17 protein-coding genes are annotated in these 25,248 nt (G+C 73.9%); 9 read left to right on the plus strand and 8 right to left on the minus strand.

Annotated features, from left to right (window positions below; all coding sequences use genetic code 11):
- Positions 1–258: 258 nt before the first annotated feature.
- On the minus strand, positions 259–3,213 hold the full coding sequence (locus ACIBAI_RS11255) for a BTAD domain-containing putative transcriptional regulator (protein ID WP_399033085.1): 2,955 nt from the start codon (positions 3,211–3,213) through the stop codon (positions 259–261).
- A 330-nt stretch (positions 3,214–3,543) separates the two neighbouring features.
- Between ACIBAI_RS11255 and ACIBAI_RS11260 the strand changes: the two genes are divergently transcribed.
- A complete protein-coding gene (locus ACIBAI_RS11260) occupies positions 3,544–4,362 on the plus strand; it encodes an endonuclease/exonuclease/phosphatase family protein (protein WP_399033087.1) in 819 nt (272 codons plus the stop codon).
- Between the two features lie 58 nt (positions 4,363–4,420).
- On the opposite strand, the gene ACIBAI_RS11265 is transcribed toward ACIBAI_RS11260, so the two are convergent.
- Positions 4,421–5,944: a CehA/McbA family metallohydrolase gene (locus ACIBAI_RS11265; RefSeq protein WP_399033089.1), complete on the minus strand. Its 1,524-nt coding sequence runs from the start codon at positions 5,942–5,944 to the stop codon at positions 4,421–4,423.
- 215 nt (positions 5,945–6,159) lie between these two features.
- On the opposite strand from ACIBAI_RS11265, the gene ACIBAI_RS11270 reads away from it, so the two are divergent.
- Positions 6,160–8,745, plus strand: a complete 2,586-nt coding sequence (locus tag ACIBAI_RS11270) for a bifunctional FO biosynthesis protein CofGH (protein ID WP_399033090.1) — start codon at positions 6,160–6,162, stop codon at positions 8,743–8,745.
- Between the two features lie 67 nt (positions 8,746–8,812).
- The gene (locus ACIBAI_RS11275; protein WP_399033092.1) at positions 8,813–9,376 is read left to right on the plus strand and encodes a hypothetical protein; all 564 of its coding nucleotides are present in this window, start codon (positions 8,813–8,815) and stop codon (positions 9,374–9,376) included.
- Here ACIBAI_RS11275 and ACIBAI_RS11280 read toward each other — a convergent pair.
- Positions 9,369–9,878 carry a DUF2165 domain-containing protein gene (locus ACIBAI_RS11280; RefSeq protein WP_399033094.1) on the minus strand — a complete coding sequence of 170 codons (510 nt, stop codon included), beginning with the start codon at positions 9,876–9,878 and terminating at the stop codon, positions 9,369–9,371. The genes ACIBAI_RS11275 and ACIBAI_RS11280 overlap by 8 nt on opposite strands.
- A gap of 91 nt (positions 9,879–9,969) precedes the next feature.
- Between ACIBAI_RS11280 and ACIBAI_RS11285 the strand changes: the two genes are divergently transcribed.
- Positions 9,970–12,375, plus strand: coding sequence for a tetratricopeptide repeat protein (locus tag ACIBAI_RS11285; protein ID WP_399033095.1), 2,406 nt, complete (start codon positions 9,970–9,972; stop codon positions 12,373–12,375).
- Here ACIBAI_RS11285 and ACIBAI_RS11290 read toward each other — a convergent pair.
- Together ACIBAI_RS11290 and ACIBAI_RS11295 are read right to left on the minus strand one after the other, a co-directional pair.
- Complete coding sequence (locus ACIBAI_RS11290; RefSeq protein WP_399033097.1) at positions 12,326–12,541, minus strand: DUF397 domain-containing protein; 216 nt, start codon at positions 12,539–12,541, stop codon at positions 12,326–12,328. The two genes, ACIBAI_RS11285 and ACIBAI_RS11290, sit on opposite strands and share 50 nt — an antisense overlap.
- Positions 12,538–13,350 carry a Scr1 family TA system antitoxin-like transcriptional regulator gene (locus ACIBAI_RS11295; RefSeq protein WP_399033099.1) on the minus strand — a complete coding sequence of 271 codons (813 nt, stop codon included), beginning with the start codon at positions 13,348–13,350 and terminating at the stop codon, positions 12,538–12,540. Before ACIBAI_RS11295 ends, ACIBAI_RS11290 begins: the two co-directional genes overlap by 4 nt.
- Before the next feature lie 110 nt (positions 13,351–13,460).
- Between ACIBAI_RS11295 and ACIBAI_RS11300 the strand changes: the two genes are divergently transcribed.
- Positions 13,461–13,895 carry an ATP-binding protein gene (locus tag ACIBAI_RS11300; protein ID WP_399033100.1) on the plus strand — a complete coding sequence of 145 codons (435 nt, stop codon included), beginning with the start codon at positions 13,461–13,463 and terminating at the stop codon, positions 13,893–13,895.
- 372 nt (positions 13,896–14,267) lie between these two features.
- On the plus strand, positions 14,268–15,383 hold the full coding sequence (locus tag ACIBAI_RS11305; RefSeq protein WP_399033101.1) for an ADP-ribosylglycohydrolase family protein: 1,116 nt from the start codon (positions 14,268–14,270) through the stop codon (positions 15,381–15,383).
- A gap of 218 nt (positions 15,384–15,601) precedes the next feature.
- Here ACIBAI_RS11305 and ACIBAI_RS11310 read toward each other — a convergent pair whose 3' ends face one another.
- From ACIBAI_RS11310 to ACIBAI_RS11320, 3 genes are all read right to left on the minus strand, one after another.
- Positions 15,602–17,173, minus strand: coding sequence for a sodium:solute symporter family protein (locus ACIBAI_RS11310; protein ID WP_399033103.1), 1,572 nt, complete (start codon positions 17,171–17,173; stop codon positions 15,602–15,604).
- A 206-nt stretch (positions 17,174–17,379) separates the two neighbouring features.
- Positions 17,380–19,389: an MFS transporter gene (locus ACIBAI_RS11315; protein ID WP_399033105.1), complete on the minus strand. Its 2,010-nt coding sequence runs from the start codon at positions 19,387–19,389 to the stop codon at positions 17,380–17,382.
- Positions 19,390–19,630: 241 nt separating this feature from the next.
- Positions 19,631–22,114: a D-alanyl-D-alanine carboxypeptidase gene (locus ACIBAI_RS11320; protein ID WP_399033107.1), complete on the minus strand. Its 2,484-nt coding sequence runs from the start codon at positions 22,112–22,114 to the stop codon at positions 19,631–19,633.
- A gap of 229 nt (positions 22,115–22,343) precedes the next feature.
- Between ACIBAI_RS11320 and ACIBAI_RS11325 the strand changes: the two genes are divergently transcribed.
- The 3 genes from ACIBAI_RS11325 to ACIBAI_RS11335 all read left to right on the plus strand — a co-directional run bounded on the left by ACIBAI_RS11325 (position 22,344) and on the right by ACIBAI_RS11335 (position 24,726).
- Positions 22,344–23,099: a GPP34 family phosphoprotein gene (locus ACIBAI_RS11325; RefSeq protein ID WP_399033108.1), complete on the plus strand. Its 756-nt coding sequence runs from the start codon at positions 22,344–22,346 to the stop codon at positions 23,097–23,099.
- A 331-nt stretch (positions 23,100–23,430) separates the two neighbouring features.
- Positions 23,431–24,288 carry a helix-turn-helix domain-containing protein gene (locus ACIBAI_RS11330; protein ID WP_399033109.1) on the plus strand — a complete coding sequence of 286 codons (858 nt, stop codon included), beginning with the start codon at positions 23,431–23,433 and terminating at the stop codon, positions 24,286–24,288.
- Between the two features lie 246 nt (positions 24,289–24,534).
- Positions 24,535–24,726 (plus strand): DUF397 domain-containing protein, encoded by a 192-nt coding sequence (locus ACIBAI_RS11335; RefSeq protein WP_344603065.1) that lies wholly within the window; start codon positions 24,535–24,537, stop codon positions 24,724–24,726.
- Positions 24,727–25,248: the final 522 nt, after the last annotated feature.

Genomic DNA, 25,248 nt, shown 5'->3' on the forward strand with positions numbered 1-25,248 from the left:
GGGGGGGTTGTTTGCCGGGGGGTTTGTTACCGGGTTTTTCGTTTTGTTTGGTGCCTCACTGGGTTTTTTCGGGGGGGGGGGGGGGGGGGCCCCCCGGGCCCCCCCCCCCCCCCGGGCGGGGGGGCCCCCGCCGGGCCGTGCCCCGGTTCGCCGGAGCACGGCCCTGTGCCGCGATCCGCCTGCCCCCCGACGCGACGGATCGACACGGACAAGGATGGCGTGCGGTGATAAACGAACGATGAACGGGCCGGCGGCGCCTCAGGCGGCCCGGACCGGGCTCAGCAGTTCGCGCACCGCCGCCGCCTCGGGGGAGCCCAGTTCCTCGTAGATGCGCAGGGCCTCGCGCCAGCACACCTGCGCGCGGTCCGTCTGCCCGATGCCGGCGAGCGCGTGGCCGAGCACCGTCAGGACGTTGCCGCGCCGCCACGCGCCGCCGATCCCGCGCAGCACGGTGAGGGCCGTCTCCGCCTTGGCGGCCGCCTGGGCGGGGCGCCGCGCGGCGAGGTCGACCTCGGCCAGGCGGAACAGGGTCATGCCCTCCCACAGCCGCTGCCGGCTGTCGCGGAAGACCTCCAGCGCTTCGCGGAGCCGGTCCGCCGCCGCGGCGAGCAGGCCGCTCTGGGTGAGGGCCATGCCCAGGGCGTAGCGGCCGTTCGCGCCCCGCATGGAGTTGCCCATGGCGTCGTAGATCTCGATGCCCCGCCGGGCCAGGGCCACCGCGCTCTGGGTCCGGCCGGTCGCCAGGTGGATGCGGGAGAGGTTGCACAGGGCGCTGGCCTCGCCCGGCCGGTCCCCCAGCGCGCGGAAGTGCTCGATGGCCCGGGAGAGGTGTTCCTCGCCGTCCGGGTGGCGGTTCTGGTAGAGCGCGATGATGCCGCGGGCGTTGCGGGCCCAGCAGACGGGCAGCAGGTCGTCCGCCGCGTGGGCCAGGCGGATCACCTGCTCCGCTTCCTGGTCCGCGAGGTCGAAGCGCCCGCCGTCGACGTGCGCGTGGGCCAGGGTCATCAGCGCGCGGGCCTCGGCCCGGGGCTCGCCGAACCGCCGTGCGGCCTCCAGGAGGGCCCGGGCCGTCGCCTCGTACTCCCTGGGGTTGGCGCCGGACTCCGACAGGTCCAGCGCGGCCCACAGCAGGTCGATGGCCCGCCGGAGGGTTCCGGGGCGGCCGGCGGACTGGCGGGCGAGGGCCAGCAGGCAGTTCGCCTCGGTGTAGAGCCAGTCCCGTGCGGCCCCCCGGTCCGCGAACGCCAGCCCGGGGTGCCCGGTCGGCTGCAGGTGGTCCACCAGCCGGTCCCCGGGCCGTTCGATCGCGTACACCCCCGCGGCCGTGGCCAGGGAGAAGTCCAGCAGCCGCGACAGCGCCGCCGCCCGCTCGCCCGGCGGCCGCTCGTCCCGCTCCGCGCAGGCCCGCGCGTACAGCCGGACGAGGTCGTGGAAGCGGTAGCGGCCGGGGGCCGCCGACTCCAGCAGGGACGTGTCGACCAGGGACTCCAGCAGTTCCTCCGTGTCCTCCACGGGGAGGTCCAGCACCGCCGCCGCGGCCGCCAGGGAGATGTCCGGGCCGTCGGCCAGGCCCAGCAGCCGGAAGGCGCGGGCCTGGGCGGGTTCCAGCTGGCCGTAGCCCAGTTCGAAGGTGGCCTTGACCGCGAGGTCGCCGGCCTGGAGCTCGTCCAGGCGGCGGCGCTCGTCCGCCAGCTTCGCCGCCAGGACCGAGACCGTCCAGGTGCGGCGGGACGCCAGGCGGGAGGCGGCGATGCGGATCGCCAGCGGCAGGAAGCCGCAGGCCGCGACCACGTCCAGGGCCGCCTCCCGCTCCGCGGCGACCCGCTCCTCGCCGACGATCCTGGTGAACAGCGCCAGCGCCTCGTCCGGGGCCATCACGTCCAGGTCCACCAGGTGCGCCCCGGCCAGGTCCACCATCCGCACCCGGGACGTGATCAGGGCCGCGCAGCCCTCGGTGCCGGGCAGCAGCGGGCGCACCTGGGCGGCGTCCCGGGCGTTGTCCAGCAGCACCAGGACCCGCCGGCCGGCCAGGGCCGACCGGTACAGCGCCGCCCGCTCCTCCAGGGAGTCCGGGACGGCCGCCTCCGGCGTGCCCAGGGCCCGCAGGAACGCGCCGAGCACCGTCTGGGGCTCCGCCGCCCGGGACCCCGCGCCCTGCAGGTCCACGTACAGCTGCCCGTCGGGGAAGGCCGCCCGCGCCTGGTGGGCCACGTGCACCGCCAGCGTCGTCTTGCCCACGCCGCCGATGCCCGCCACGGCCGACACCGCCATCACCCGGCCGTCCGCGGCGGCCAGGATCCCGCTCAGCTCGCGGACGAGGGCGGCCCGGCCGGTGAAGTCCGGCACGGTGGCGGGGAGCTGGGCCGGGCGGACCGGGCCCGCCGCCGGTTCGGCGACCGGGGAGGAGGGCTCCGCCAGGCCCGGGTCGGCGCGCAGGATGCGCTGCTGGAGCTCCGTCAGGCCCGGGCGCGGGTCGACGCCCAGCTCGTCCGCGAGCAGGCGGCGCGTGTCCGCGTACACCGCCAGCGCCTCCGCCTGCCGGCCGCTGCGGTACAGCGCCAGCATCAGCAGCTCGCGCAGCCGTTCGCGGAGCGGGTGGGCCGCCGTCAGGGCCGTCAGCTCCGAGACGGCCTCCGCGTGGCAGCCCTGTTCCAGGTCCATGTCCAGGCGGGTCTCCAGGAGTTGCAGGCGCCACTCCGCGAGGCGGACCCGCTGCGTCTGCGCGTACGGGCCCGGCACGCCCGCCAGCGGCTCCCCGTCCCACCGGGCCAGCGCCCGGCCCAGCACCTCCCGGGCGCGGCACAGGTCCCCGGCGGTGCGCGCCTTCTCGGCCTCGGCCGCCAGGTCCTGGGCGACCGCCAGGTCGAGGGCCCCTTCGGCCAGTCCGCGGATCGCGTAGCCGCCGGACTCGCTCACCAGCACGCCGGGGTCCAGGATCTTGCGCAGCCGGGAGGCGTATGTCCGCAGCGCCGCCAGCGCCCGCGCGGGCGGCTCCTCGCCCCACAGGGCGTCGATCAGCTCCGCCGCGGTGGCCGTGCGGCCCTCGCGGAGCAGCAGGGCGGCCAGCAGGGCGCGCTGCTGGGGGGAGCCGGTGTTCAGCGGCTCGTCGCCGCGCCAGGCGCGCACCGGGCCGAGGACGCCGAAGCGCAGCACCGCCGACTCCGCCGAGGAGCCGGGCCGCCCCTGCTCCGGCACGCGCGGTCCACCGTCCATCGCCGTCCCCCTAGGCATCCTGAGCAACCCTGTCAGTTTGCCTTGTCGGCACGGACCCCGTCAGCCGCCCGAGCCACCGGTCACAGCTGGTGCACGCGGGGCCACGGGTCCCTCACGGCTTCTCCCCGTGCCGTCGTGCGCCGGCGTGCCGACGGCCCGTCGGGCGGGGCGGGCGGCCCGCCGTCCGGCGGCGGCCCGGGGCGCGGGCGACGGGGGCGCGGGCGGCCGGGACTCGTCCGGCGCGGAATCCGGGGTATCCGTCTCCCGGTGCCGCCAAGGTTGTTGCTGTTTCAATGGGTGCGGGAGCGGATCGGTGAGGACGGTGCGGTCATGCGGGTCGTGACCTGGAATCTGTGGTGGCGGTTCGGGCCGTGGGAGGCGCGGCAGAAGGCGATCCTCGCCGTGCTGCGGGACCTCGGGCCGGACGTGGTCGGTCTGCAGGAGGTGTGGTCCGCCGACGGGGAGAACCTCGCGGAGTGGCTGGCCGGAGCGCTCGGCATGCACTGGACCTGGGCCGCCTCGCCGGTGCCCGGGCCGTGGCGGCGGCGGATCGGGGACCCGGCCGTGGACATCGGCAACGCGGTGCTGAGCCGCTGGCCCGTCGTCGAGCGGGACGTGCTGCGGCTGCCCGCGCCCCGGGAGTTCGACGACGGCCGGCTCGCCCTGTACGCCCGGCTGGCCGCCCCCGGCCACCAGGTGCCGTTCTTCACCGCCCACCTCGCCTCCGCCCTGCACGCCTCCGCCGTCCGCCGCGACCAGGCCGCCGCCCTCGCCCGCTTCGTCGCCCGGCACCGCGGGGACACCGGCTTCCCGCCCGTCGTCACCGGGGACTTCAACGCCTGGCCGGACTCCGACGAGATCCGGCTGCTCGGCGGGTACCGGACGGCGCCCGCCGTGCCGGGCCAGGTGCTGTTCGACGCCTGGCAGTACGCCGAGCCGGGCGCCCCCGACGCCACCTGGGACGCGGCCAACCCGTACGTCGCGGCCGGGCACGAGCCGAGCGCGCGGATCGACTACATCCACGTGGGGCCGCCCGGCCCCGGCGGCCTCGGCCACGTCCGCGCGGTCCGCCGGGCGGGCGACGGCCCCGTGGACGGCGTATGGCCGTCCGACCACGCCGCGGTCGTCGCCGACCTGGCGGAGACCTGAGCGGCCGGGCCGGTCCGGGCGGCGCCCCGACGGGACCGGCCCCGCGCTCGGGCGGGTGTCAGCGGCGGCCCAGGAAGATCGGGTTGGTGAAGGCGGCCAGGGCCCCCGGCACCGGCCCCGCCGCCGTCTCGTGCCGCACCTCCGCCCGGACGTAGGCCGCGTACGACGCCGTGGTCCGCCACTCGACCACGCCCGACCCGGCCACCGGCAGCGGGGAACTCGTGTACAGCACGCCCTGGTCGGTGACGAGGCGGACCGTGCAGCGGGGCGCGCCCGACACCTCCAGGCGGACCGTGACCGGGTCGTCGCGGTCCACCTCCAGCCGCTCCCCGACGCCCGCGTGCCGGCCGCGCCCGCCGCTCGCGGTGAACGCCAGCGTCACGTTCTTCGACTCGGCGACGTACGACCGTCCCGCCCGGATGCCCTCCTGGATCGCCCGCCGGGTCAGGTCGTCGGCCAGGACCACCGTCTGCGGGTGCCCGACGGCGTCCGGGTCGCGGTGGGCGTCGCTGCTGCCCATCGCCGGGATCCAGTCCCGGCCCTCCCGCACGGCGGCGACCAGCATGCCGTCCCAGTCCGCGAGGGCCACCTCGTCGTCGGGTGTCCAGGGGCCGTTCCACACCTCGACGGCGTCCGCCTCGCCGAAGCCGAACTTCCAGTTGCAGCCGATGCAGGTGGCGTGCGGGTGGGCGGGGACGACGAGTCCGCCGGCCCGGCGGATCTGCCGGGCGAAGCGGCCGAAGCGGTTGTCGCGGGCCCGGTAGCGCCAGTCGACGAAGGTCCCCGGGTCGGTGCCGAGCGCCACCAGGTGGCCGTTGCGGGTGGTGACCTCCTCGCCCAGCAGCACCAGCAGGTCGTCGCCGGCCACGTCGGCCCAGTGCGCGTGCCCCGCGTGCGTGTTGTGCTCCGAGGTGTTGACGAAGTCCAGCCCGGCCGCCCGGGCCAGCGCCCCGATCTCGGCGGGGGTGCGGCGGCCGTCGGAGAACCAGGAGTGCAGGTGGCAGTCGCCCCGGTACCAGGCCCGGCCCCGCCCCTTCGCCCGCTCCGGCGGGTACACCGGCTTCGCGGCCGCGCCGGGTTCGCCGTACGTCAGGGTGATCGTGACCTCGTACGTCAGGCCCTGCGGGGCCACCGTGTACGGGCCGAGCGCGATGTGCCAGGTGCCCTCGCGCACCGGGCCCGGGAGGTAGCCGGGCGTCGCCTCGTCCGCGCGCAGGAAGAACTCCGTGCGCGCCCCGCCCGACCAGCCGCGGAAGCCCCGGCCGCCCAGATCGGTGCCGCGTTCGTCGAAGATGCCGATGTCCAGGGCGTTGCCGGGGGTGCCGGCCGGGACGGACGGCCGGTCGTAGGTGTAGGAGACCCTGATCTCCCGGACGCCGGAGGGGACCTCGACCGGCAGGTACACGAAGTCCGGCGAGCCGGGCGGCAGGGTGCCGCGCACGGTCCGCGTCGCGTGGCCGCCGCCGGCCCGGGCGGCGCCGTTGGCGAAGGTCACGCTTCCCAAGGTAAGGGCGGCCGCGGCGCCCGTCACGAACAGGGCGCGTCTGGCCGGGCCGGCGCCGTCGCGGTGGTCCTCGCACATGCTGCTGCTCCCAGGGGTCGTCGCGGGACGGGGCGGAGTGGTGCGGGGTGGTGCGGGATGGTGCGGTGCCACCCTCGTACGCGGCGGTGAACCGCCGTACAAGACAGGGGAATCGGCGGTTGGCGAAGGACCGGCGCGCCGATGGTCCCGGCCGGCCGGCGCGGCGCCCCCGGGGCTGACCTCGGCGTTGATCGGCCCGACCGTATCCTCGAAGGATGACGACTTCCGCGACCTCCGGAACCGGCCCCACCGAGAACTCCATGCGTCGCGCCCTCAAACGCGCCCGGGACGGCGTCGCCCTCGACGTGGCCGAGGCGGCGGTGCTGCTCCAGGCCCGCGGGGAGCACCTGGACGACCTCGCCGCGTCCGCCGCCCGGGTGCGGGACGCCGGCTTGGCGGCGGCGGGCCGCCCCGGCGTCATCACCTACTCGAAGAGCGTCTTCGTCCCGCTGACCCGGCTGTGCCGGGACAAGTGCCACTACTGCACGTTCGCCACCGTGCCCGGCAGGCTGCGCCGCGCCGGGCACGGGATGTTCATGTCGCCGGACGAGGTCCTGGACATCGCCCGCAAGGGCGCCGCCCTCGGCTGCAAGGAAGCCCTGATCACCCTCGGCGACAAGCCCGAGGACCGCTGGCCCGAGGCGCGCGAGTGGCTCGACGCGCACGGCTACGACGACACCATCGCCTACGTCCGGGCGATCTCCATCCGCATCCTGGAGGAGACGGGCCTGCTGCCCCACCTCAACCCGGGCGTGCTGACCTGGACCGACTTCCAGCGCCTGAAGCCGGTCGCCCCGAGCATGGGCATGATGCTGGAGACGACCGCTACCCGCCTGTGGTCCGAGCCCGGCGGCCCGCACCACGGCTCCCCGGACAAGGAGCCCGCCGTGCGCCTGCGGGTCCTGGAGGACGCCGGCCGCTCCTCCGTCCCCTTCACCTCCGGCATCCTCATCGGCATCGGCGAGACGTACGAGGAGCGCGCCGAGTCCCTGTTCGCGCTCCGCAAGGTCTCCCGCGCCTACCACGGCATCCAGGAACTGATCATCCAGAACTTCCGCGCCAAGCCCGACACGGCGATGCGCGGCATGCCGGACGCCGAACTCGACGAGCTGGTCGCCACGGTGGCCGTGGCCCGGCACATCATGGGCCCGGCGGCCTGCCTCCAGGCCCCGCCCAACCTCGTCGACGCCGAGTACGAACGCCTGATCGGCGCCGGCATCGACGACTGGGGCGGCGTCTCCCCGCTCACCATCGACCACGTCAACCCCGAGCGCCCCTGGCCGCAGATCGAGGAACTGGCGGAGAGGTCCCGGGCGGCCGGCTTCGAGCTGCGCGAACGCCTGTGCGTCTACCCGGAGTTCGTCCGGCGCGGCGAGCCCTGGCTGGACCCGCGGCTGCGCCCGCACGTGGCGGCCCTGGCCGACCCGGTCACCGGGCTCGCCCGCGAGGACGCCGTCGTCGAGGGCCGCCCCTGGCAGGAGCCGGAGGAGGTGTTCACCGCGTCCGGCCGCACCGACCTGCACGCGTCCATCGACACCGAGGGCCGCACCGCCGACCGCCGCGACGACTTCGACGAGGTGTACGGCGACTGGGACGCCCTGCGCGAGGCCGCGGCGCCCGGCATGGCCCCCGAGCGCATCGACACCGACGTGCGCTCCGCGCTGCGCACGGCGGCCGACGACCCGACCAGGCTGACCGACGCCGAGGCGCTCGCCCTGCTGCACGCCGACGGCCCGGCGCTGGACGCCCTGTGCCGCGTCGCGGACGACGTGCGCAGGTCGGCCGTCGGCGACGACGTGACGTACATCGTCACCCGGAACATCAACTTCACCAACGTCTGCTACACCGGCTGCCGTTTCTGCGCCTTCGCCCAGCGCCGCACCGACGCCGACGCCTACACGCTCTCCCTGGAGCAGGTCGCGGACCGCGCCCAGCAGGCCTGGGAGGTGGGCGCGGTGGAGGTGTGCATGCAGGGCGGCATCCACCCGGACCTGCCGGGCACGGCGTACTTCGACATCGCGAAGGCGGTCAAGGAACGCGTCCCCGGCATGCACGTGCACGCCTTCTCCCCGATGGAGGTCGTCAACGGCGCGACCCGCACCGGCATGTCGATCCGCGAGTGGCTGACGGCGGCCAAGGAGGCGGGCCTGGACTCCATCCCGGGCACGGCCGCCGAGATCCTCGACGACGAGGTCCGCTGGGTGCTCACCAAGGGCAAGCTGCCGACGGCGACCTGGATCGAGGTGATCGAGACCGCGCACGAGCTGGGCATCCGGTCCAGCTCGACCATGATGTACGGCCACGTCGACCAGCCCCGGCACTGGCTGGGACACCTGCGCACCCTGGCCGGCATCCAGCAGCGCACGGGCGGCTTCACGGAGTTCGTCACCCTCCCCTTCATCCACACCAACGCCCCCGTCTACCTCGCGGGCATCGCCCGGCCCGGCCCGACCATGCGGGACAACCGCGCGGTGACGGCGATGGCGCGGCTGCTGCTGCACCCGTGGATCCCCAACATCCAGACCAGCTGGGTGAAACTGGGCACCGAGGGCGCGGCCGAGATGCTCCGCTCCGGCGCGAACGACCTGGGCGGCACGCTGATGGAGGAGACGATCTCGCGGATGGCGGGCTCCTCGTACGGCTCGTACAAGTCGGTCCGGGACCTGGTGGCGGTGGCCGAGGCCGCCGGCCGCCCGGCGCGCCCGCGCACCACGCTGTACGGGGAGGTGCCCGAGGAGCGGCAGCGGGCGGCGGCGGCGTCGGACGGGCACCTGCCGGAACTGCTGCCGGTGCTGGACTGACCGGCGGAGGACGCACAGTACGATGATCGGACCCCACGGTGAGGGGGGTCTGTAGCTGAGGAGATGCGTGCCCGTGATTCCCTCGTGGGCCTGGGTGACCGGTCTGACCGTGGGAGCGGTCGCGGCGGTGGCCGTCCTTGCCGTCCAGGCGGACCAGGGGCCGCGCCCCGCCGCCGCGACGGCCCGGCCGAGCGCCTCGCCGTCCCCGAGCGTGAGCGCGAGGCCCAGCCCCACCGCGTCCGCCCCGGTGCGGGTACCGGACGGTTCCGGCACCGGGCGGCGCATCGTCTACTCCCTCGGGCAGAAGCGGGTGTGGCTGATCGACGCCAGCGACGCCCCGCGCCGCACCTTCCCGGTGTGGCCCGGCACGGTCAGCCCGGACCCGGGCACCTACACGGTCGGCACCCGCAACGAGGCCACGACCGGCAGCGACGGCGTGCAGATCGAGCACATCGTCTACTTCACCGCCAAGTCCGGCGTCTCGATAGCCTTCTCCAACGCGGTGGACGGCGCCTCGCCCCCGCCGCCCGCCGCGGGCGCCCAGACCGGCGGCATACGGATGCGCAAGGCGGACGGGGCGGCGCTGTGGACGTTCGGCACGGCGGGGACGACGGTGACGGTCGTCAAATAGCGTCGCCGGCCTGCTCGCTCGCCCCGGACGGCAGGTGGTTCACGAGCAGCACGACCCCGCTGAACACGAACACCCGGATCGCCGCGTCCAGCCCGTTCCAGTCCTCCGACTGCCACATCGCGAACCACTCCCCGCCGATCGCGATGAACCCGGCGCCGAACAGCAGCATCACCATGAGCAGGCCGTAGGTGGAGAAGCGGCGGGCCCGCGGCTGATCCCGCCGGGCCCACAGCCACGTCCCGTACCCGAGCACCAGCGCGGCGACGGTCTCCCACACGATGATCGCGACGTAGGCGGCGTCCTGCAGACCCTCGTTCGTGATCGCCCGCCACATCAGGTCCTCGTCCCTGAACGTGGTGTCCATGGCCAGCACATGCCGGACGAACTGCTGGTTGGTGCCGAAGTCCGTGATGTTCCCGAGGGCGACGAGCGCCATGTAGAGGGCGACGGACGCGGTGAGGAGGGTCGCGGTCAGGGACAACGTACGGGGAGGTGTGGTCATGCGGATCATTCTCCGTACGGGGCTCGGCGACGGATAGGCGTTGAGCCAGAATGGGTTCCGGCCCGATCCCGGGGGACGAGGAGACGTGCTGGTGGCGCAGTCGCGACCGTCGATGCAGGAGCTGATCCGGCAGCGCGGACGGGCCGGTTTCGTGGGCCGAGGCGCCGAACGGGCTGCTTTCCGGGCCAATTTGAGTCTCCCGCCCGAGGACGAACGGCATCGCTTTCTCTTCCACGTGCACGGCAACGCGGGAGTCGGCAAGACGTTTCTCGTCCGCGAGCTGGAGCAGGTCGCTCGTGAACTGGGAGCGTTGACGGCGTACGTCGACGAGAGCGCGGGCAGCGTGCCGGAAGTGATGGCGGCGATCAGCCGTCAGTTCGCCTCGCAGGGACGGCGGGCGAAGGAACTGGAGCGTCTGCTCACCGCCCACCGGGAGCGGCGGCACGAGGCGGAGACGGCCGCGCTTGCCGCGCTGGACGCGGAGGTGCAGGGGGCCGGACCGTCGGCGGGCGGCAGGATGGTGGCCCGGGCCGGAGTGGCGGCGCTGGGGATGGTCCCGGTGGTCGGTCCCCTCGCGGGAGTCCTCGACGCGGATCAACTAGCCGAGGGGGCCGACCGGCTGAGGGCCGGTCTCGGTGCCCGCTTCCGCAACCACGAAGACGTGCAGCTGGTCCTCTCCCCGGAGCAGGTGCTCACCCCGGTGTTCCTGCGCGAGCTGTGCGAGGCCGCCTCCACGGCCCCCTGGATCGCCCTGTTCCTCGACACGTACGAGCGGATCGGCCCGTACCTGGATCAATGGCTGCACGACGTGATGGCAACCGACCGGTACGGAGCCATGCCGGCCACGGTCGTCGTGGTCACCGCCGGCCAGCGCCCCCTGGACACCGTCCGCTGGGGCGGACTCGCCGATTTCGTGGCCGACCTGCCGCTCGCCCCCTTCACGGAGGCGGAGGCGCGGGGGCTGCTGGCCGGCAAGGGCGTGGTCGCCGAACCGGTCGTCGAGGAGGTGCTGCGGCTCACCGGTGGGCTCCCGGTCCTGGTGTCGACCCTCGCCGAGACCCGCCCCGCCGACCCGGACGACGTGGGCGACCCGAGCGCCACGGCGGTGGAGCGGTTCCTGAAATGGGAGCAGGATCCGGTGCGGCGCGCGGTCGCGCTGACGTGCGCGCTGCCCCGGTGGCTGGACGCGGACGTGTTCCGAACCGTGGTCGAGGGCGTCGACGGCGCACCGGTCCCCTCGTACGACTGGCTGAGGGGGCTGCCGTTCGTGGTCGAACGCGGGGAGGGACTGAGGTACCACGACGTGGTCCGTGCCCCGATGCTGCGACTCCAGCGCAAGCAGTCCCCCAGGGGGTGGGCGGAGTGGCACGGGCGGTTCGCGCAGGCCTTCGCGCGGTGGCGGGAGGAGGCCGAGACGGGGAGCGGGGCGTCGTGGACGGACAAGCGCTGGCGGGAACTGCGGCTCGCCGAGTCGTACCACTTCCTGTGCTCGGCACCCCGGGCCGCGCTGCCCGGGGTGCTGGGCGATGTCGTCGACGCCTGCTCCTACGCGGACGACGTCGTACGGCGCTGGGTCGTGCTCCTGGTGGAGGCGGGCGAGGACGCCGATGCGGAAGCCGTGCGGAGCTGGGGGCACGACCTGTCGGACGCGCTCGCGGAAGGCGGGAGGGGCCAGGTGCTCGACCTGTTGCTGCGCCGCGCCCGGGGCGACGAGCCGTGGCGGGCGCTGGCATGGGCACTGCGTGGCGATGCCCTGGCGGGGCGGGGTGAGCACGAACAGGCACTGGAGGCGTACGACCAGGCCCTCGCCCTGGATTCCGGCCTGGTGCGGGCCCACCGGGCGAAGGCGGTCACCCTGGGAGGGATGGGCGACCACGAGGCCGCGCTCGTCCTGCTCGACCGTCTGCTCGAACTGGAGCCGGACAACCCCTGGAACGTCACCCTGCGCGGTGAGCACCACCGGCTCGTAGGGCACGACGAGGAGGCGATCCGGGACCTCAGCGAGGGCATCCGTCGCGATCCGGCCGCCGAGTTCGCCTGGGCCTCACGCGGCGCCACGCACGAACGCCGTGGTGACGTGGACGCGGCGCTGGCGGACCTGAACCGCGCGCTGGAGCTCAAACCGGACTACGCGTGGGCGCTCGCCCGCCGTGCCCGCGTCTGGCGTCGGCTCGGCGACTCCGACCGCCAGCTCGCCGACCTCGACCGCGCCCTCGCGCTCCAGCCGGACTGGGCCTGGGGACGCTGCGAACGCGGCGACGCCCTGCGCGTCGCGGGCCGTGACGAAGAGGCCCTCGTCGACTACGACCGCGCCCTCGCTCTGGACCCCGCCTACGCGTCGGCGTACGCGAGCAGGGGCGCGTCGCTGGCCGGCCTGGGCCGCTACGCGGAGGCCCTGGCGGACCTGGACCGAGCGCTGGAGCTCAGACCGTCGTACCCCTGGGCACTCACCCAGCGGGAGGCAGTCCTGCGCCACCTCGGCGAGCGGCGAAGCTGACGAACGCCGCCCAGGAACCGTTGGGGAATGAGAGACGCGTGCCCGCCTTGTCCTTGGAGTCGCGGACGTGGACGGTGGTGCGGGCGGGGGATATGGCGACTTCGACGCAGTCAGGGCCGTCGTTGCCGCTGTAGCTGCTCTTGAACCACTCCAGCGCGGGGGTCATGTCTCTTCTCCCATGACTTTCTCGATGAAGGCCAGCGACTCCCTGGGGGTGAGAGCCTGCGCCCGGATCATTCCATAACGCATTTCCAGGATCTGGACCTCTCGTGGATCACTGATCACTCGGTCGTAGAGCTGCCCCTCAGAGTGCCCCAGGGTTTTGCCGTCCCTGAGGCTCAGGAGCCGGAACGACCCCATCACGCCCGCGTGGTCCTCTCTGGCGGTGGGCATCACTTGAATCTCGACATGCCGCAACTTGCCGACTTCAAGCAGGTGTTCGATCTGCTGTCGCAACACCATCCTGCCTCCGAACGGCCGCCGCAGCGCCACCTCTTCCAGGACAAAGGTGATCTGCGCCCGGGGGACCCGCTCGAAGACGGCCTTTCGTGCCATACGGGCGGCGACATGTCGCTCGATCTCGTCCTCGGTGTATGCGGGCCGCCGCATGGCATACAAGGCGTGGGCATACTCCGGGGTTTGCAGAAGACCGTGAATGTGGTGACTGGCATAGGCCCCCATCTCGACGGCCTCGTCCTCCAATTTCGTCAGGTCCCGGACGCTCTTCGGATACCGGGCCTTCTCCACGTCCTCCTTCATCGCGGACAGCTTCCCGCCCGCCCCCAGCACCTCGTCGGCCTTGTCCAGGAACTCCGGTTTGGGGATCCGCCTGCCCCGTTCCACGGACGAGACCATGTCCTCGCCGTACCCGATCGCCGCGCCGAGTTCCGCCTGCTTCAGTCCGGCGGCCTCGCGCCACAGCTTGATCTGCCGTGCGACCGTCCTGACGACGGCCGCGGCCTCCTCGTCCTCCACGTCTTCCCCTCCCGACGGAGCCGTACGATCCCGGCGCGCGACCGAACAGTCACGCTCCGTACCAGGGTCGTTGCTGTTCAGGGTAGGGACGGATGGCCACGCTGGGTGACATGAGCCAGAAATCCCTCCCCCGGATCACCCGCCCCGCCCGCCACTTCACGGTTCGGTTGTCCGCGACCCGAAGGGGTGCTCGACTCGCCCGGCTGCTCACCGAACGCCAACTCGACGACTGGGGCGACCCGTTCGGGGCCGCCGCGCAGGTCGTGGCCGAACTGGCGTCGAACGCCGTGCTCCACGGGCGCGTACCGGGACGGGACTTCCGGCTCGGTCTCGAGCTCCGCCCCGACGGCACCCTCCGCGTCGAGGTCACCGACGCCCGGGGCGACCGGATGCCGCGCATCCCCGGCCCGGCGGCGCCGGACGCGGAGTCGGGCCGGGGCCTGCTGCTGGTGGCGGCGTACGCGGACCGGTGGGGCGTCGACGCGGCGGCCGCGGGGTGCAAGACCGTGTGGGCCGAGCTGGCACCCGACCGCGCGGACCCGTGACCCGGTGCGGCGCCGCGCCGAGGACCGGGAAGCCGGGTGAGGGGACCGCCTCACTGCCCCCGCCGGCCACCCACAGGGGTGAACATCGCGACCCGGCTGGCGGGCAAGGCGTTCCGCGGGGGAGCGCCGGCCACGGCAACCGTGCCCGTACACCGGACCCGCCGGGGCCGGCCCGGCGTCCCGGCGGGAGGCCTGACCGGCGAGGAGGACGAGACCCCCTATGGCCGGCCAGCACCTGGTCCGGCCGGTGACCGACCGGTCACGATCACGCCAGTCACACCCCGCGTTCACTTGTGCCCCCTGACCCCCCGTCCCCGTTCGATTACAGTGCTGGGCGTCGTACGGACGGACGGTTCCCCCGGGGAGGACTAGGTGAGTGCGACCGCTGGTGCCGTCTGGGGGCGTAGCGAGCAGCAGGACTTCCGCAGCCGGGTGCGCGGGACCCTGCTCGGGGTGGCCGTCGGGGACGCGCTGGGGGCGCCCGTGAACCGACTGGACCTCGGGGGGATCCGGGCGGCGTACGGCGGTGAGGGGCTGCTCGACCTGGCCCCCGCGTACGGCAGGCGCGGTGCCGTCACCCACCTCACGCAGCTCACCCTGTTCTCCACGGACGGGCTGATCCGCGCCCAGGTGCGGCGCGACACCGGCGCCTGGCACCCGCCGACCGACCTGCACCGGGCGTACCGGCGCTGGGCCGCCACCCAGCGGGACTGGGGCCCGGACGAGCGGCGCGAGGAGGACGGCTGGCTCGCCCGCGAGGAGTGGCTGTACGCCCGGCGCGACCCCACCCGCGCCCTGCTGCTCGGACTCGGCGACGACACCATGGGCACCCTGGGCGCGCCCAAGAACCCCGCTGAGCCCGGACCCGAGGCCGCCGCCCGCTCCGCGCCCTTCGGACTGCTGGTCGGCTGGGACCCGCACCTGGTCGCCCAGCTCGCCGTGGAGTGCGCGGCGCAGACCCACGGCCACCCCGTCGCCTGCCTCGCGGCGGGCGCGTACGCCGTGATCGTGCACGCGCTGGCCCGCGGCGACGACCTCGACGGCGCGGTGCGGCGGGCGCTCGCCCTGCTGGCCTCCCGCCCGGGGCACGAGCCGGTGTCCGAGGCGCTGCGACACGCGCTCGGCGCCGTGCGGCAGGGGGCGCCGACAGCGGAGCGGGTGGCCCGGCTGACGGGGGAGGGGACGGCGGAGGCGCTGGTGGCCACCGCCGTGTACTGCGCCCTCGCCGGCGAGGACGTCCGGCACGGGCTGTGCCTCGCCGTCAACCAGGACGGGCCCTCCGCCGTGGCGGGCGCGCTGACCGGCGGCCTCCTCGGCGCGCTGCACGGCGAGACGGCCCTGCCGCCCGCCTGGGTGGTCGAACTGGAGGGCCGCCCCACGATCCTGGAACTGGCCGACGACTTCGCCATGGAGATGACCCAGGGACCGGCCCTGCACGGCCCGGCGGGAGCCTCGCCGGGGTGGCTCGCCCGGTATCCCCGGGGCTGAGCCCACGCCGGCCGGGGCTCCGGGACCGTGGCCACGGCAGGGGCCCGGATCGCGGGCCCGGGAGCCGCCGGGGGAGCGGGGCTCCCGGACCCGGGCTCCGCCGGGCGAGCGGCACGCCGGCCACGGCGGCGGGGGCCGCCCGCGCCGCGGACGGCCCCGCCGCCCCGACTGCTCCGGCCCGTCGTCCTCGTCGGCGGTTCCGGTTCGCGCCGGCTGTCTCAGTCCTTCGCCCGGGTGCCCACCGGGTTCTCCCGTCCGCCGGCCGGTGACGGGACCGCCGCCGCGGCGGCGCCGTCCCCGTCCGTGTTGACCTGCTCGATGATCGCCAGCCGCTCCGGGGTGTCCTCCGGCCTCAGGTAGCCGATGAGGACGTAGAGGACCAGCGACACCGCCAGCGGGATCGACACCTGGTACTGGAGCGGGACACCGCCCTCGACGTTCCAGCTGATCGGGTAGTTGACCAGCCAGAAGGCGAGCAGACCCATCGACCAGCTCACCAGCGCCGCCGTCGGGCCGGAGCGGCGGAACGGGCGCAGCAGGCCCAGCATCATCGGGATCGCCATCGGGCCCATCAGCCCGGCCACCCACTTGATGACGACCGTGATGATGTCCTTGAAGGCGGGGGAGTTGACCTGGGTCGCCGCCGCCATGGACAGGCCGAGGAAGACGACGGTGGCGATCCGCGCCACGCGCAGGCCCTGGCCCTCGCTCCACGTCCGCGCCCGGGCCCACACCACCGGCATGCAGTCGCGGGTGAACACGGCCGCGATGGCGTTGGCATCGGAGGAGCACATGGCCATCGTGTGGGAGAAGAAGCCGACGATGACCAGGCCCAGCAGGCCGTGCGGCAGGAGCTGCTCGGTCATCAGAGCGTACGAGTCCGAGCCGTCCGGCTTCTGCGACTCCACCAGCAGCGGCGACATCCACATCGGGAAGAACAGCACCAGCGGCCAGACCAGCCACAGCACCGCCGACAGCCGCGCCGAGCGCTCGGCCTCCTTCGCGGTGGGCGTGGCCATGTAGCGCTGGGCCTGGTTGAGCATGCCGCCGTTGTACTCGAAGAGCTTGATGAACAGGAAGGCCAGCAGGAACACCGTGCCGTACGGGCCGACCAGGGGTTTCTCGTGGCCGTGCAGCTCCGGCTGGTCCCACACGCCGAAGAAGCCGCCGTGGTCGTCGAGCCGCACCGCGACGGCGAGGAACATGGCGACGCCGGCCAGCAACTGGATGATGAACTGGCCGAGTTCGGTCAGGGCGTCCGCCCACAGGCCGCCGATGGTGCAGTAGACGGCGGTGATGGTGCCGGTGATGAGGATGCCCTGGTTGAGCGAGATGCCGGTGAAGACGGACAGCAGCGTGGCGATCGCCGCCCACTTGGCGCCCACGTCCACGATCTTCAGCAGCATCCCGGACCAGGCGAGCGCCTGCTGGGTCTTCAGGTCGTAACGGTTCTTCAGGTACTCCAACGGGGAGGCCACACGGAGCCGGGAGCGCAGCCGGTTGATGCGCGGCGCGAACAGCTTCGACCCGATGGCGATGCCCAGCGCGATCGGGAAGGACCAGGTGACGAAGGAGGTGACGCCGTAGGTGTAGGCGATGCCCGCGTACCCGGTGAACATCACCGCGCTGTAGCCCGACATGTGGTGCGAGATGCCGGAGAGCCACCAGGGCATCTTGCCGCCGGCCGTGAAGAAGTCGCTGACGTTGTCCACGCGCTTGTGCGACCAGACGCCGATGGCGACCATCACGGCGAAGTAGCCGATGAGCACGGCCCAGTCGAGACTGTTCATGTGCCCCCTTCCAGGGTCCGCCTTGTGAACGGCTCGCTCATCGTGGGTGCGGTGAAGCGGGCACGACAAGCGCACGTCAGGTCAAGGGGAAGTAAAATAGTTCCACTTGGTGACTTGCGTTCACGAGTCTGAACGAGGGGAGGGGGGTTCGGCACGGTGCCGGACCCCGGCGCGGACCGGCGGGCCCGGCCGCCCGACCCGGTTCCTCAGTTCCTCAGTTCCTCCGGGCACGGCGTCCCGCGCGGCAGCTGGTAGGGCGCCGCCAGCCGGTAGGTGCCGGGCTTCGGCGCGAGCAGCTCCGTCCACCGGTCGCCGTGCTCGTCCTCCTCCGCGGGCATCAGGCAGCCGTTGACGTTCTCGTACGTCCTCGGGGAGCCGTCGGGACGGTTCCGGGAGGCCTCCGTCTCCCGCGGGGCCTCCAGGCTCCGGCCCTCCGCGTCGACGACGCTCAGCCACGGCGAGTACGGGATGCGGACGAGGACGCGGCCCGCCCGCCGCACGTCGAGCGTCATCCCGCCCTGCTCGGCCCGCCGCACGACCGCGTGCGGCCCGGCCAGCGGGGTGGGGTCGGTCACCTTGAACAGCTGCCAGTTCGCGTCGCCCCAGACCTGCTTCAGGTACGGCAGGCCCCGCTGCACCAGCTCCCGCTCCCGCGCGGCGCCGTCCCCGTCCGGATCGTCCTTCGGCACCACCACGAAGTGCACCGCCCAGCGCCGCAGCCACTCGTGGTAGTTGGCCGAGTTGAGGGTGCCGTCGTAGAAGAGCGGGTTGCGCTCCATGTCGGCCTGGCGGTTCCAGCCGCGGGCCAGATTGACGTACGGGGCGAGCGCCGAGGCCTCGCGGTGGGAGCGGGCCGGGACCACCTCCACCCGGCCCTTCTCCGCGCCGACCTCCTGCAGTTCGTTGACCAGGGGCGCCAGCTCGCGCGCCCAGGCGGCGGCGGGCGTGGTGTGCACGACGTCGTCGACCGACTTGTAACCGATCCAGACGGTGAAGCCGGCGAAGGCGACGACGATCGCGTACCACCTGCGCGAGCGCGGCACCGCGAACGGCAGCGCGGCCACCAGCGCCACCCCGGCGAACAGCATCGCCAGCCGGGTGATGTTCGAGCCGATCTGCGAGCTGATCAGCCACACCAGCACCACGCCCAGCCCGTACACGGCGGCCGTGAGCCGGACCGTCCGCCACGCGCGGGGCACGAGCAGGAAGACGAGCACCGAGTACGCCAGCGGCAGGATCACCGAGGCGTACGTCATCGGCTGCGTCCCCGAGAACGGGAACAGCCACGCCGACACCGCCACCACGGCCGCCGGGGCGAGCCCCAGCGCCCAGGCGCCCGGAAGGCGCTTCTGCAGGAACAGGGCCACGGCCACCAGGCCGACGAACAGACCCGCCACCGGCGACGCCATGGTGGCCAGCGCGGCCAGCGGCGCCGCGCACAGCGCCTTCGCCCAGCGCCGGTACCGCCACCGGTACGGCCAGCAGAACACGACGGCGACCGCGCCCAGCGCGAACACGGTGCCGAGCCCGAACGTCACCCGCCCCGACACGGCGTTGCAGAACAGCGCGTACACGCCGGCCAGCGCGGGCCGCATCGGCCGCTCGACGGCCCCCCGGCTGCGCGTCAGGATCAGCGTCAGCAGCCCGGCCGACAGCGTGCCCGCGATCATCATCGTCGTACGGACCCCGAGCACCGACATCAGATACGGCGACACCACGCTGTACGACACCGGGTGCATCCCGCCGTACCAGGCCAGGTTGTACGCCGAGTCGGGGTGCCGGCCGACGAACTCCGCCCAGGCGTCCTGCGCCGCGAGATCGCCGCCGCTGTTGGCGAACGTGAAGAACCAGACGACGTGCAGCGCCCCGGCGAGCCCGGTGACGGTGAGCACCGGACGGCGCAGGAGACGGTCACGGAGGCCCCGGAGCGCGGCCCTGGCACGGGAGGCCGGGGCCGCCGGCGCGGGACGGCCGCGATCCGCGCCGCGGCCGGGGGAGCGGTCCGGCGCGGCGTGGCCGGGGGAGCGGTCCGGGCCGCCGTCGCGGCCGCGGTCCGGGCCGTGGAGGGCGCGGTCCCGGTCCGGTGCGCCGGTGCGCAGGGGGACGCGGCCCATGGCGTCGTGGTCAGCGGCGCGCGGGACGCGCGGCTGTATTCGCGGGCCGCTCACCGGGCCCGGATCGGCGTCGTCGGCGCGTGTCGGTTCCGCAGTGGCCACCTGAAGGCACTCCCCGTGTCCCGCATTCCGTTCTCGGCCGCATCCCGTTCCCGTGCGGTTCACAGCCGCGTCCGTGCGACCGGCGACCTGTCCCGGTTCGGGACGCTAGCACGCGGGACGGGACCCGCCGTGCCCGGTTCCGGCCGACCCGGCGGCCCGGAGCCGGGCCCCGCCCGGACACGCGGCGGCCGCCGCCCCCTCGGGGACGACGGCCGCCGTACCGTTTCCCGCCGGCTTCCGGTCAGCCCAGACGGGTCAGCTTGTCCGTCCAGCCCGGTTCGGCCAGATCCCTCTGCAGGGCGACCGGGACCCGCACCGCGCCGCTGTCGCCGCCGTCGCCCACGGTCAGGGTGCCCACCTTGGTACCGGCCTCGGCCGTGTGCGGCAGATCGTCCGCGGCGAACGTCAGCTCGACCTTCAGCCCGGCCCAGCCGACGGCCGTGACGTCCTGGGCGGCGACGACCGGCGTGTGGTTGCCGAGGCCGTCGTCGACGTAGCCGACCACGTCGCCCTTCTTCAGGATCGTCGCCGTGGCGAGCGCATCCTGCGCGGCGCGGATCAGCTTGTCGCCCGCGTCCAGCGCGCCGCCGAGGATGGTGTTGTCCGCGCCGCCCTCCGGCTGCCGCACCACGGCGCCGACGATCCGGCGCGTCTCGCCGCCGATCTCCTTCTTCGCGGCGAAGACGAGGTTGCCGAGCGCCGAGGTGGTGGTGCCGGTCTTGATGCCGACGACGTCGTTGAAGCCGACCAGACGGTTCCAGTTGTCGTGCGGCTCGCCCTTGTAGTCGACGTACGACATCATCGCGGCGACCTCGCGGAACACGGGCTGCTCCATCGCCGCCTTGGCCAGCTTCACCTGGTCCACGGCCGTGCTCACCGTCGTGTTGTTCAGCCCCGACGGGTCGGTGTACGTCGTGTTGGTCATGCCGAGGTCCTCGGCGGCGTCGTTCATCTTCTGCACGAACGCCTTCTCGGACCCCGCGTCCCAACGGGCCAGCAGCCGCGCCACGTTGTTCGCGGACGCGATCAGGATGCCCTCCAGCGCCTCCCGCTGGGTGATCGAGTCGCCGGCGAACACGTTGACGGTCGACTCCGGACCGGCGTCCGACTGGTCCTCCGCGGCCTGGTCGATCTTGATCTTCGGACCCTCGGCGCCGCTCTTCAGCGGGTGGTCGCGCAGGATCAGATAGGCCGTCATGACCTTGGCGACACTGGCGATCGGCACGGGCTCCTGCGCGCCCGACGAGCCGAACGAACCGATGCCCTGCACATCCAGCGCGGCCTGCCCGTCGGACGGCCACGGGATGTCGACCGCGCCGCCCTCGAAGGTGTAGGTGGAGCCGGCGGTGAGCTGGAGCGTGGGCTCCGGCAGCGGACGCACGGTCTGTACGACCGCGAAGACGATCAGCAGCAGCAGGACCAGCGGCGTCCAGATCTTGACCCGCCGCGCCAGCGTCCGCAGCGGGGTGGGCGGGGGCGGCGGAGTGTTCGTCAACTCGGCCAGCAGGTCCAGCGGCGGCTTCGGCGGCAACGGCTGCTGCGTGGTGCGCTCCGGCCCGACCTGCGGCACGGGCGCGGTGGCGTCCGCCGGGGGCACCGCGGGCGGCGCCGTGGTGGCGTCGCCCGGCCGCGGCTTCCGCGTCGAGGGGTCCTCGAGCGGCTTGAGCGCGACGAACCTGCTGGTCCGCTCGGCCTCCTGCTCGGCCGTCCTCCCGGCCTCCCGCCCGGCCGTCCTCCCGGAGGCCTTCTCCGCGGGCCTCCCGGGGGCTTTGCCGGTGTCCTCGGCGGGGGCCTCGCGGGCGTCCTCGGCGGCGCCGCCGGCGGGCTTCCCGCCGGCGGCCCTGCCCGCCTTCCCGGCCGCGCCACCCACCTTGAGCATGGTGGTGGGCTGGTCGACGCCGGAACCGGAAGGCCGTACGGCCTTGAAGACGGCGGTCGGCCGGTCGACGGCCTTCTCGTCGGCCCCGGACGCGCCGGAGGACTTCGCCGCGGGGCCCCCGTCGCCGTCCTCGCCGTCCGCTCCGGTCCCGGGCGTGTCGTCCGACTCGGGCGCGCCACCCGGTTCGGGCGTGCCGTGCGAGCCGTCCCGGTCGTCGCCCCCGGCTTCGGGCGCGTCGTCCGCCCGGGTCCCCGAGCCGGCGCCGCTCCTGCCGGACTCGCCGTTCCTGCCGGACTCGCCGGCCTTCCGGGCGGTGTCGGCCCCGTGCTCGGTCCCGTCGGCCGCGGGCGCGTCGCCGCTCTCGGCCTCCGTGCGGCCCGTGACGCCCTCAGGGCCCTCCGCCCCGCCGTCCCGGGCCTCCTGGGCCTCCCGGGCCTCCTGCGCGGCCTCAGCGGCCTTCTCGCCGCCCCGGGCGGTCTCCTCGCGGTCGCCGGACGCCCCGGACGCCCCCGAGCCGGGGGAACCGGAGCCCTCCGCCCGCCCGGAACCGGAACCCGTGTCCTCCGCGCCCCCGTCCGCCCCGGCGTCCCGCGCGTCCTCGTCCTCCCCGGCCTCCGGGGCCACTTCACGCACCGACAGCACCCGGGTGGCCGTGTCGACGCCCCCGTGCGTCGTGGTCGCCGTCTCCCGGGCCACCGCCAGCCGCGGGTCGCGCCGCTCCGCCGTACCGCTCTCCTCGGTCCTCGCCTCGGGAACCGGACCCGCGCTCCCCGACGTCGGTTGTGCCGACGACTCGCGCTGCTTCGAACTGTCGGGGGACTCGCCCGCCACCGATGCCTCCTCCATGCGCCGCACGCACCGCGTGCGCCTACCGAACCCGAACGGTGTACCGCCCGCCCGGACAACAGCTCCACCGCGCTGTCCGAACCATGTACCAGTGTCCTGTGTGCGGACCTGACCGAGGCGGTAGACGAGAACGACATACCTGCCGGTTCCCTCACAAACAGGTCACGTGCCCTCGACAGACCAATGTGAGAGGGGTCACCCTGTCATTCATCCACGCGGGGAGGCATGGATGGGCAGGAGCCGCAGAACACTTCCGGAGGAGCTTCTGCTGCTGGCACTGGACCCGGCCACGGGTACCACTGCGCAGCCGCAGTCGCTCGACCTCGGTCTGGCCGGAGCGCAGCTAGTGGAGCTGGCGCTGGCCGGACGGATAGCCCCAGACGGGGATCGTATCGCCGTGGTGGTGCCACGGCCGACAGGAGATCCGACTCTGGACAGCGCGTTGGAGCTGCTGCGCAGGCGCGGCGCTCCGGTACGGGCCGTCCACTGGATCGGCGGGCCCCGTCTCGGGCTCCGCCAGACCTACCTCTCGCATCTGGAGCGGTGCGGCATGGTGCACGCCGTGGAAGGCCAGATGTGCGGGGTGCTGCCGACGACTCGCTACCAGGCGACGGACACCGCCATCAGCCGGGAGATCAGGGCCCGGCTGGATTCCGCGATCCGTACCGGCGTACCGCCGGACCCGCGGACGGCGGCGCTCGCCGCGCTGGCGCACGCGGTCGGCCTCGGCAAGCACCTGTATCCGGGCAACGAGGGACGCTCGTCGCGTTCCCGGCTACGGGACCTGATCCGGCACGACCCGATGGGCGGCCTCGTGGCACACGCCGTGATGGACGTCCAGAACGGCGCGGCGGCCCAGCCGCGCCGCGGTCCGGCCCCGGCCGGCCGTCCGGCCGCCGGCGGAGCCGGGCCCGCGGCGGAACCCGCACGCGGCGTTCCGATGCAGCCGCGCCGCGGATCCATGGCGCGTGCCGTGGCCCACTGAGCCGCGGCCCACGGCAGGGCGCCGGCCTCGGCGCCGCAGCACCACAGCACCACCCCCACGCACCACCAGCGCACGGCAGAGAGCCGCACCGCAAGTCCCCGGGACCCGGTACGGGAGCCGCTGGTCCGCGCGGGGCGACGCGACCGTACGTCCGGACGACGACCCGGTCCGCCGCCCCGCGCGGCCGTATGCGCGGGGGAGGCCCGAACTGGCGTGTACGCGGCGCTTGTCGCTCATTTCCCAGCGGCAGCGAGCCCCTTGGTGGCAGTCTGCTGAACAGCAGATACGCAAAGCGGCAAGTTCGAGGCAGGCAGCCGGAGGTGCACGTCCCGTGGCGTCCAATGTCAATCCCACCGTCAGGCGGCGCCGGCTGGGCCAGGAGCTGCGCAGGCTCCGCGAGCTCAAGGGCATGACCGCCGAGGAGGTGGCGGAGCGGCTGCTGGTGTCGCAGTCGAAGATCAGCCGCCTGGAGAACGGCCGGCGCAGCATCAGCCAGCGTGACGTCCGCGACCTGTGCGGGGTCTACGAGGTCGAGGACCAGCGGATCGTCGAGTCGCTGATGCAGATGGCCAAGGACTCGCGCCAGCAGGGCTGGTGGCACGCCTTCGGGGACATCCCGTACAGCGTGTACATCGGCCTGGAGACGGACGCGGAGTCGCTGCGGGTCTACGAACCCCAGATCATCACCGGCCTGCTGCAGACCCGCCCGTACGCCGAGGCGCTCATCCAGGGCGCCCTGCCGGAGACCCCGCCCGCCGACATCGAGAAGCGGGTCAAGGTGCGGATACGGCGGCAGGAGCGCATCACCGCCGAAACCGGTCCGCTGCGGCTGTGGGTGGTCCTGGACGAGGCCGCGCTGCGCCGGGTGGTGGGCAGCCGCCAGGTGATGCGCGAGCAGCTGGAGCACGTCGCCGAGATGTCGCAGCTGCCGCACATCACCGTGCAGGTACTGCCCTTCGACGTCGGGGCGCACCCCGGCATCAACGGCCAGTACTCCATCCTGGAGTTCGCCGACGCGGCCGATTCGAGCGTGGTGTACATCGAGGGCGTGACCAGCGACCTCTACCTGGAGAAGGCGCACGACGTGCAGAAGTACACGGTGATGTACGAGCACCTGCGGGCGCAGGCACTGAACGTGGACCAGTCGCGCCAGCTCATCGAGGACGTGGCGAAGGAATACGCGCGCTGAGACACCGCCGGTTTCCCGGCTTTTCCGGCGACCGGCGCGGGATCGTACACCCGCGGATCATCACGCTGGAAGGCTCGCTTGGAATATGGCATCCGGTCGAGTGAATGGCTGCTCCGGTGGAGGAAATCAGCGAGTAGCGTCGATTGCGCCAACGAGTCAGACGACCTTGGCGCACTCCGCACCGCGGTCCCGGAAGGGAGCCGTGGCGCGGCGACAGCAATTCAGCAACTCGCCACCGGAGCAAACATGGCAATTCTTCAGGGCGCCACGGAAACCTGGACGAAGTCCTCCTACTCGGGGGGAAACGGCGCGTGCGTCGAGGTCAAGTCCCCCGCCGTGACGGCACTGGTCGTCCGCGACTCCAAGGTTCCCGAGGGTCCGACCCTGGCCTTCCCCGCCGCCGCGTGGAAGGCCTTCGTGACCTCGGTCAAGGCCTGACGACCCCTCGGTAAACAGCGACAAGCGACACCGCAGAGCCCTCTCGACCAGTTCGCCGTCCTAGCCGAGAGGGCTCGGCCGCACCCCGGCCGCCCCACCGGAAACCCCCGCGCACCGGGTCCTCCACCCCCGGCCGCCGCGCACTCCGCCCGGCGCGAGCACTCCACTCGATCCGCCCGATCCGCGCAGTGCACCTCCCCGCACGACCCGTCGGCGTCGACCCCCGAGCGGCGACCGGCTCCGCCACCGCCCCGAACGCGCCCGCACCCCGCCGACAGGCTCCCGCGCCCCGGTGATCCGCGGGTGAGCCGACCACCGCCGGCCCCACCCACCGCAGTCCGCCGGATCCGCCCGTGCGGGGCCCACGCCATCGTCCGCCGGTCCGCCCGCGGCCGGACCCACGCCCGCGCCGCCGTCCGCCGGGGGTGCCCGTGCTCGGCCCGCGCCCCCGCCGCCGACTCCTCGACCCGCGCCGGGCCGACGGCCCGAGCCGGTCGTACCGCCCCGGCGCCGTGGCCGGAA

The sequence above is a fragment of the Streptomyces sp. NPDC051041 genome (assembly GCF_044456065.1).
Classification (GTDB): domain Bacteria; phylum Actinomycetota; class Actinomycetes; order Streptomycetales; family Streptomycetaceae; genus Streptomyces; species Streptomyces glaucus.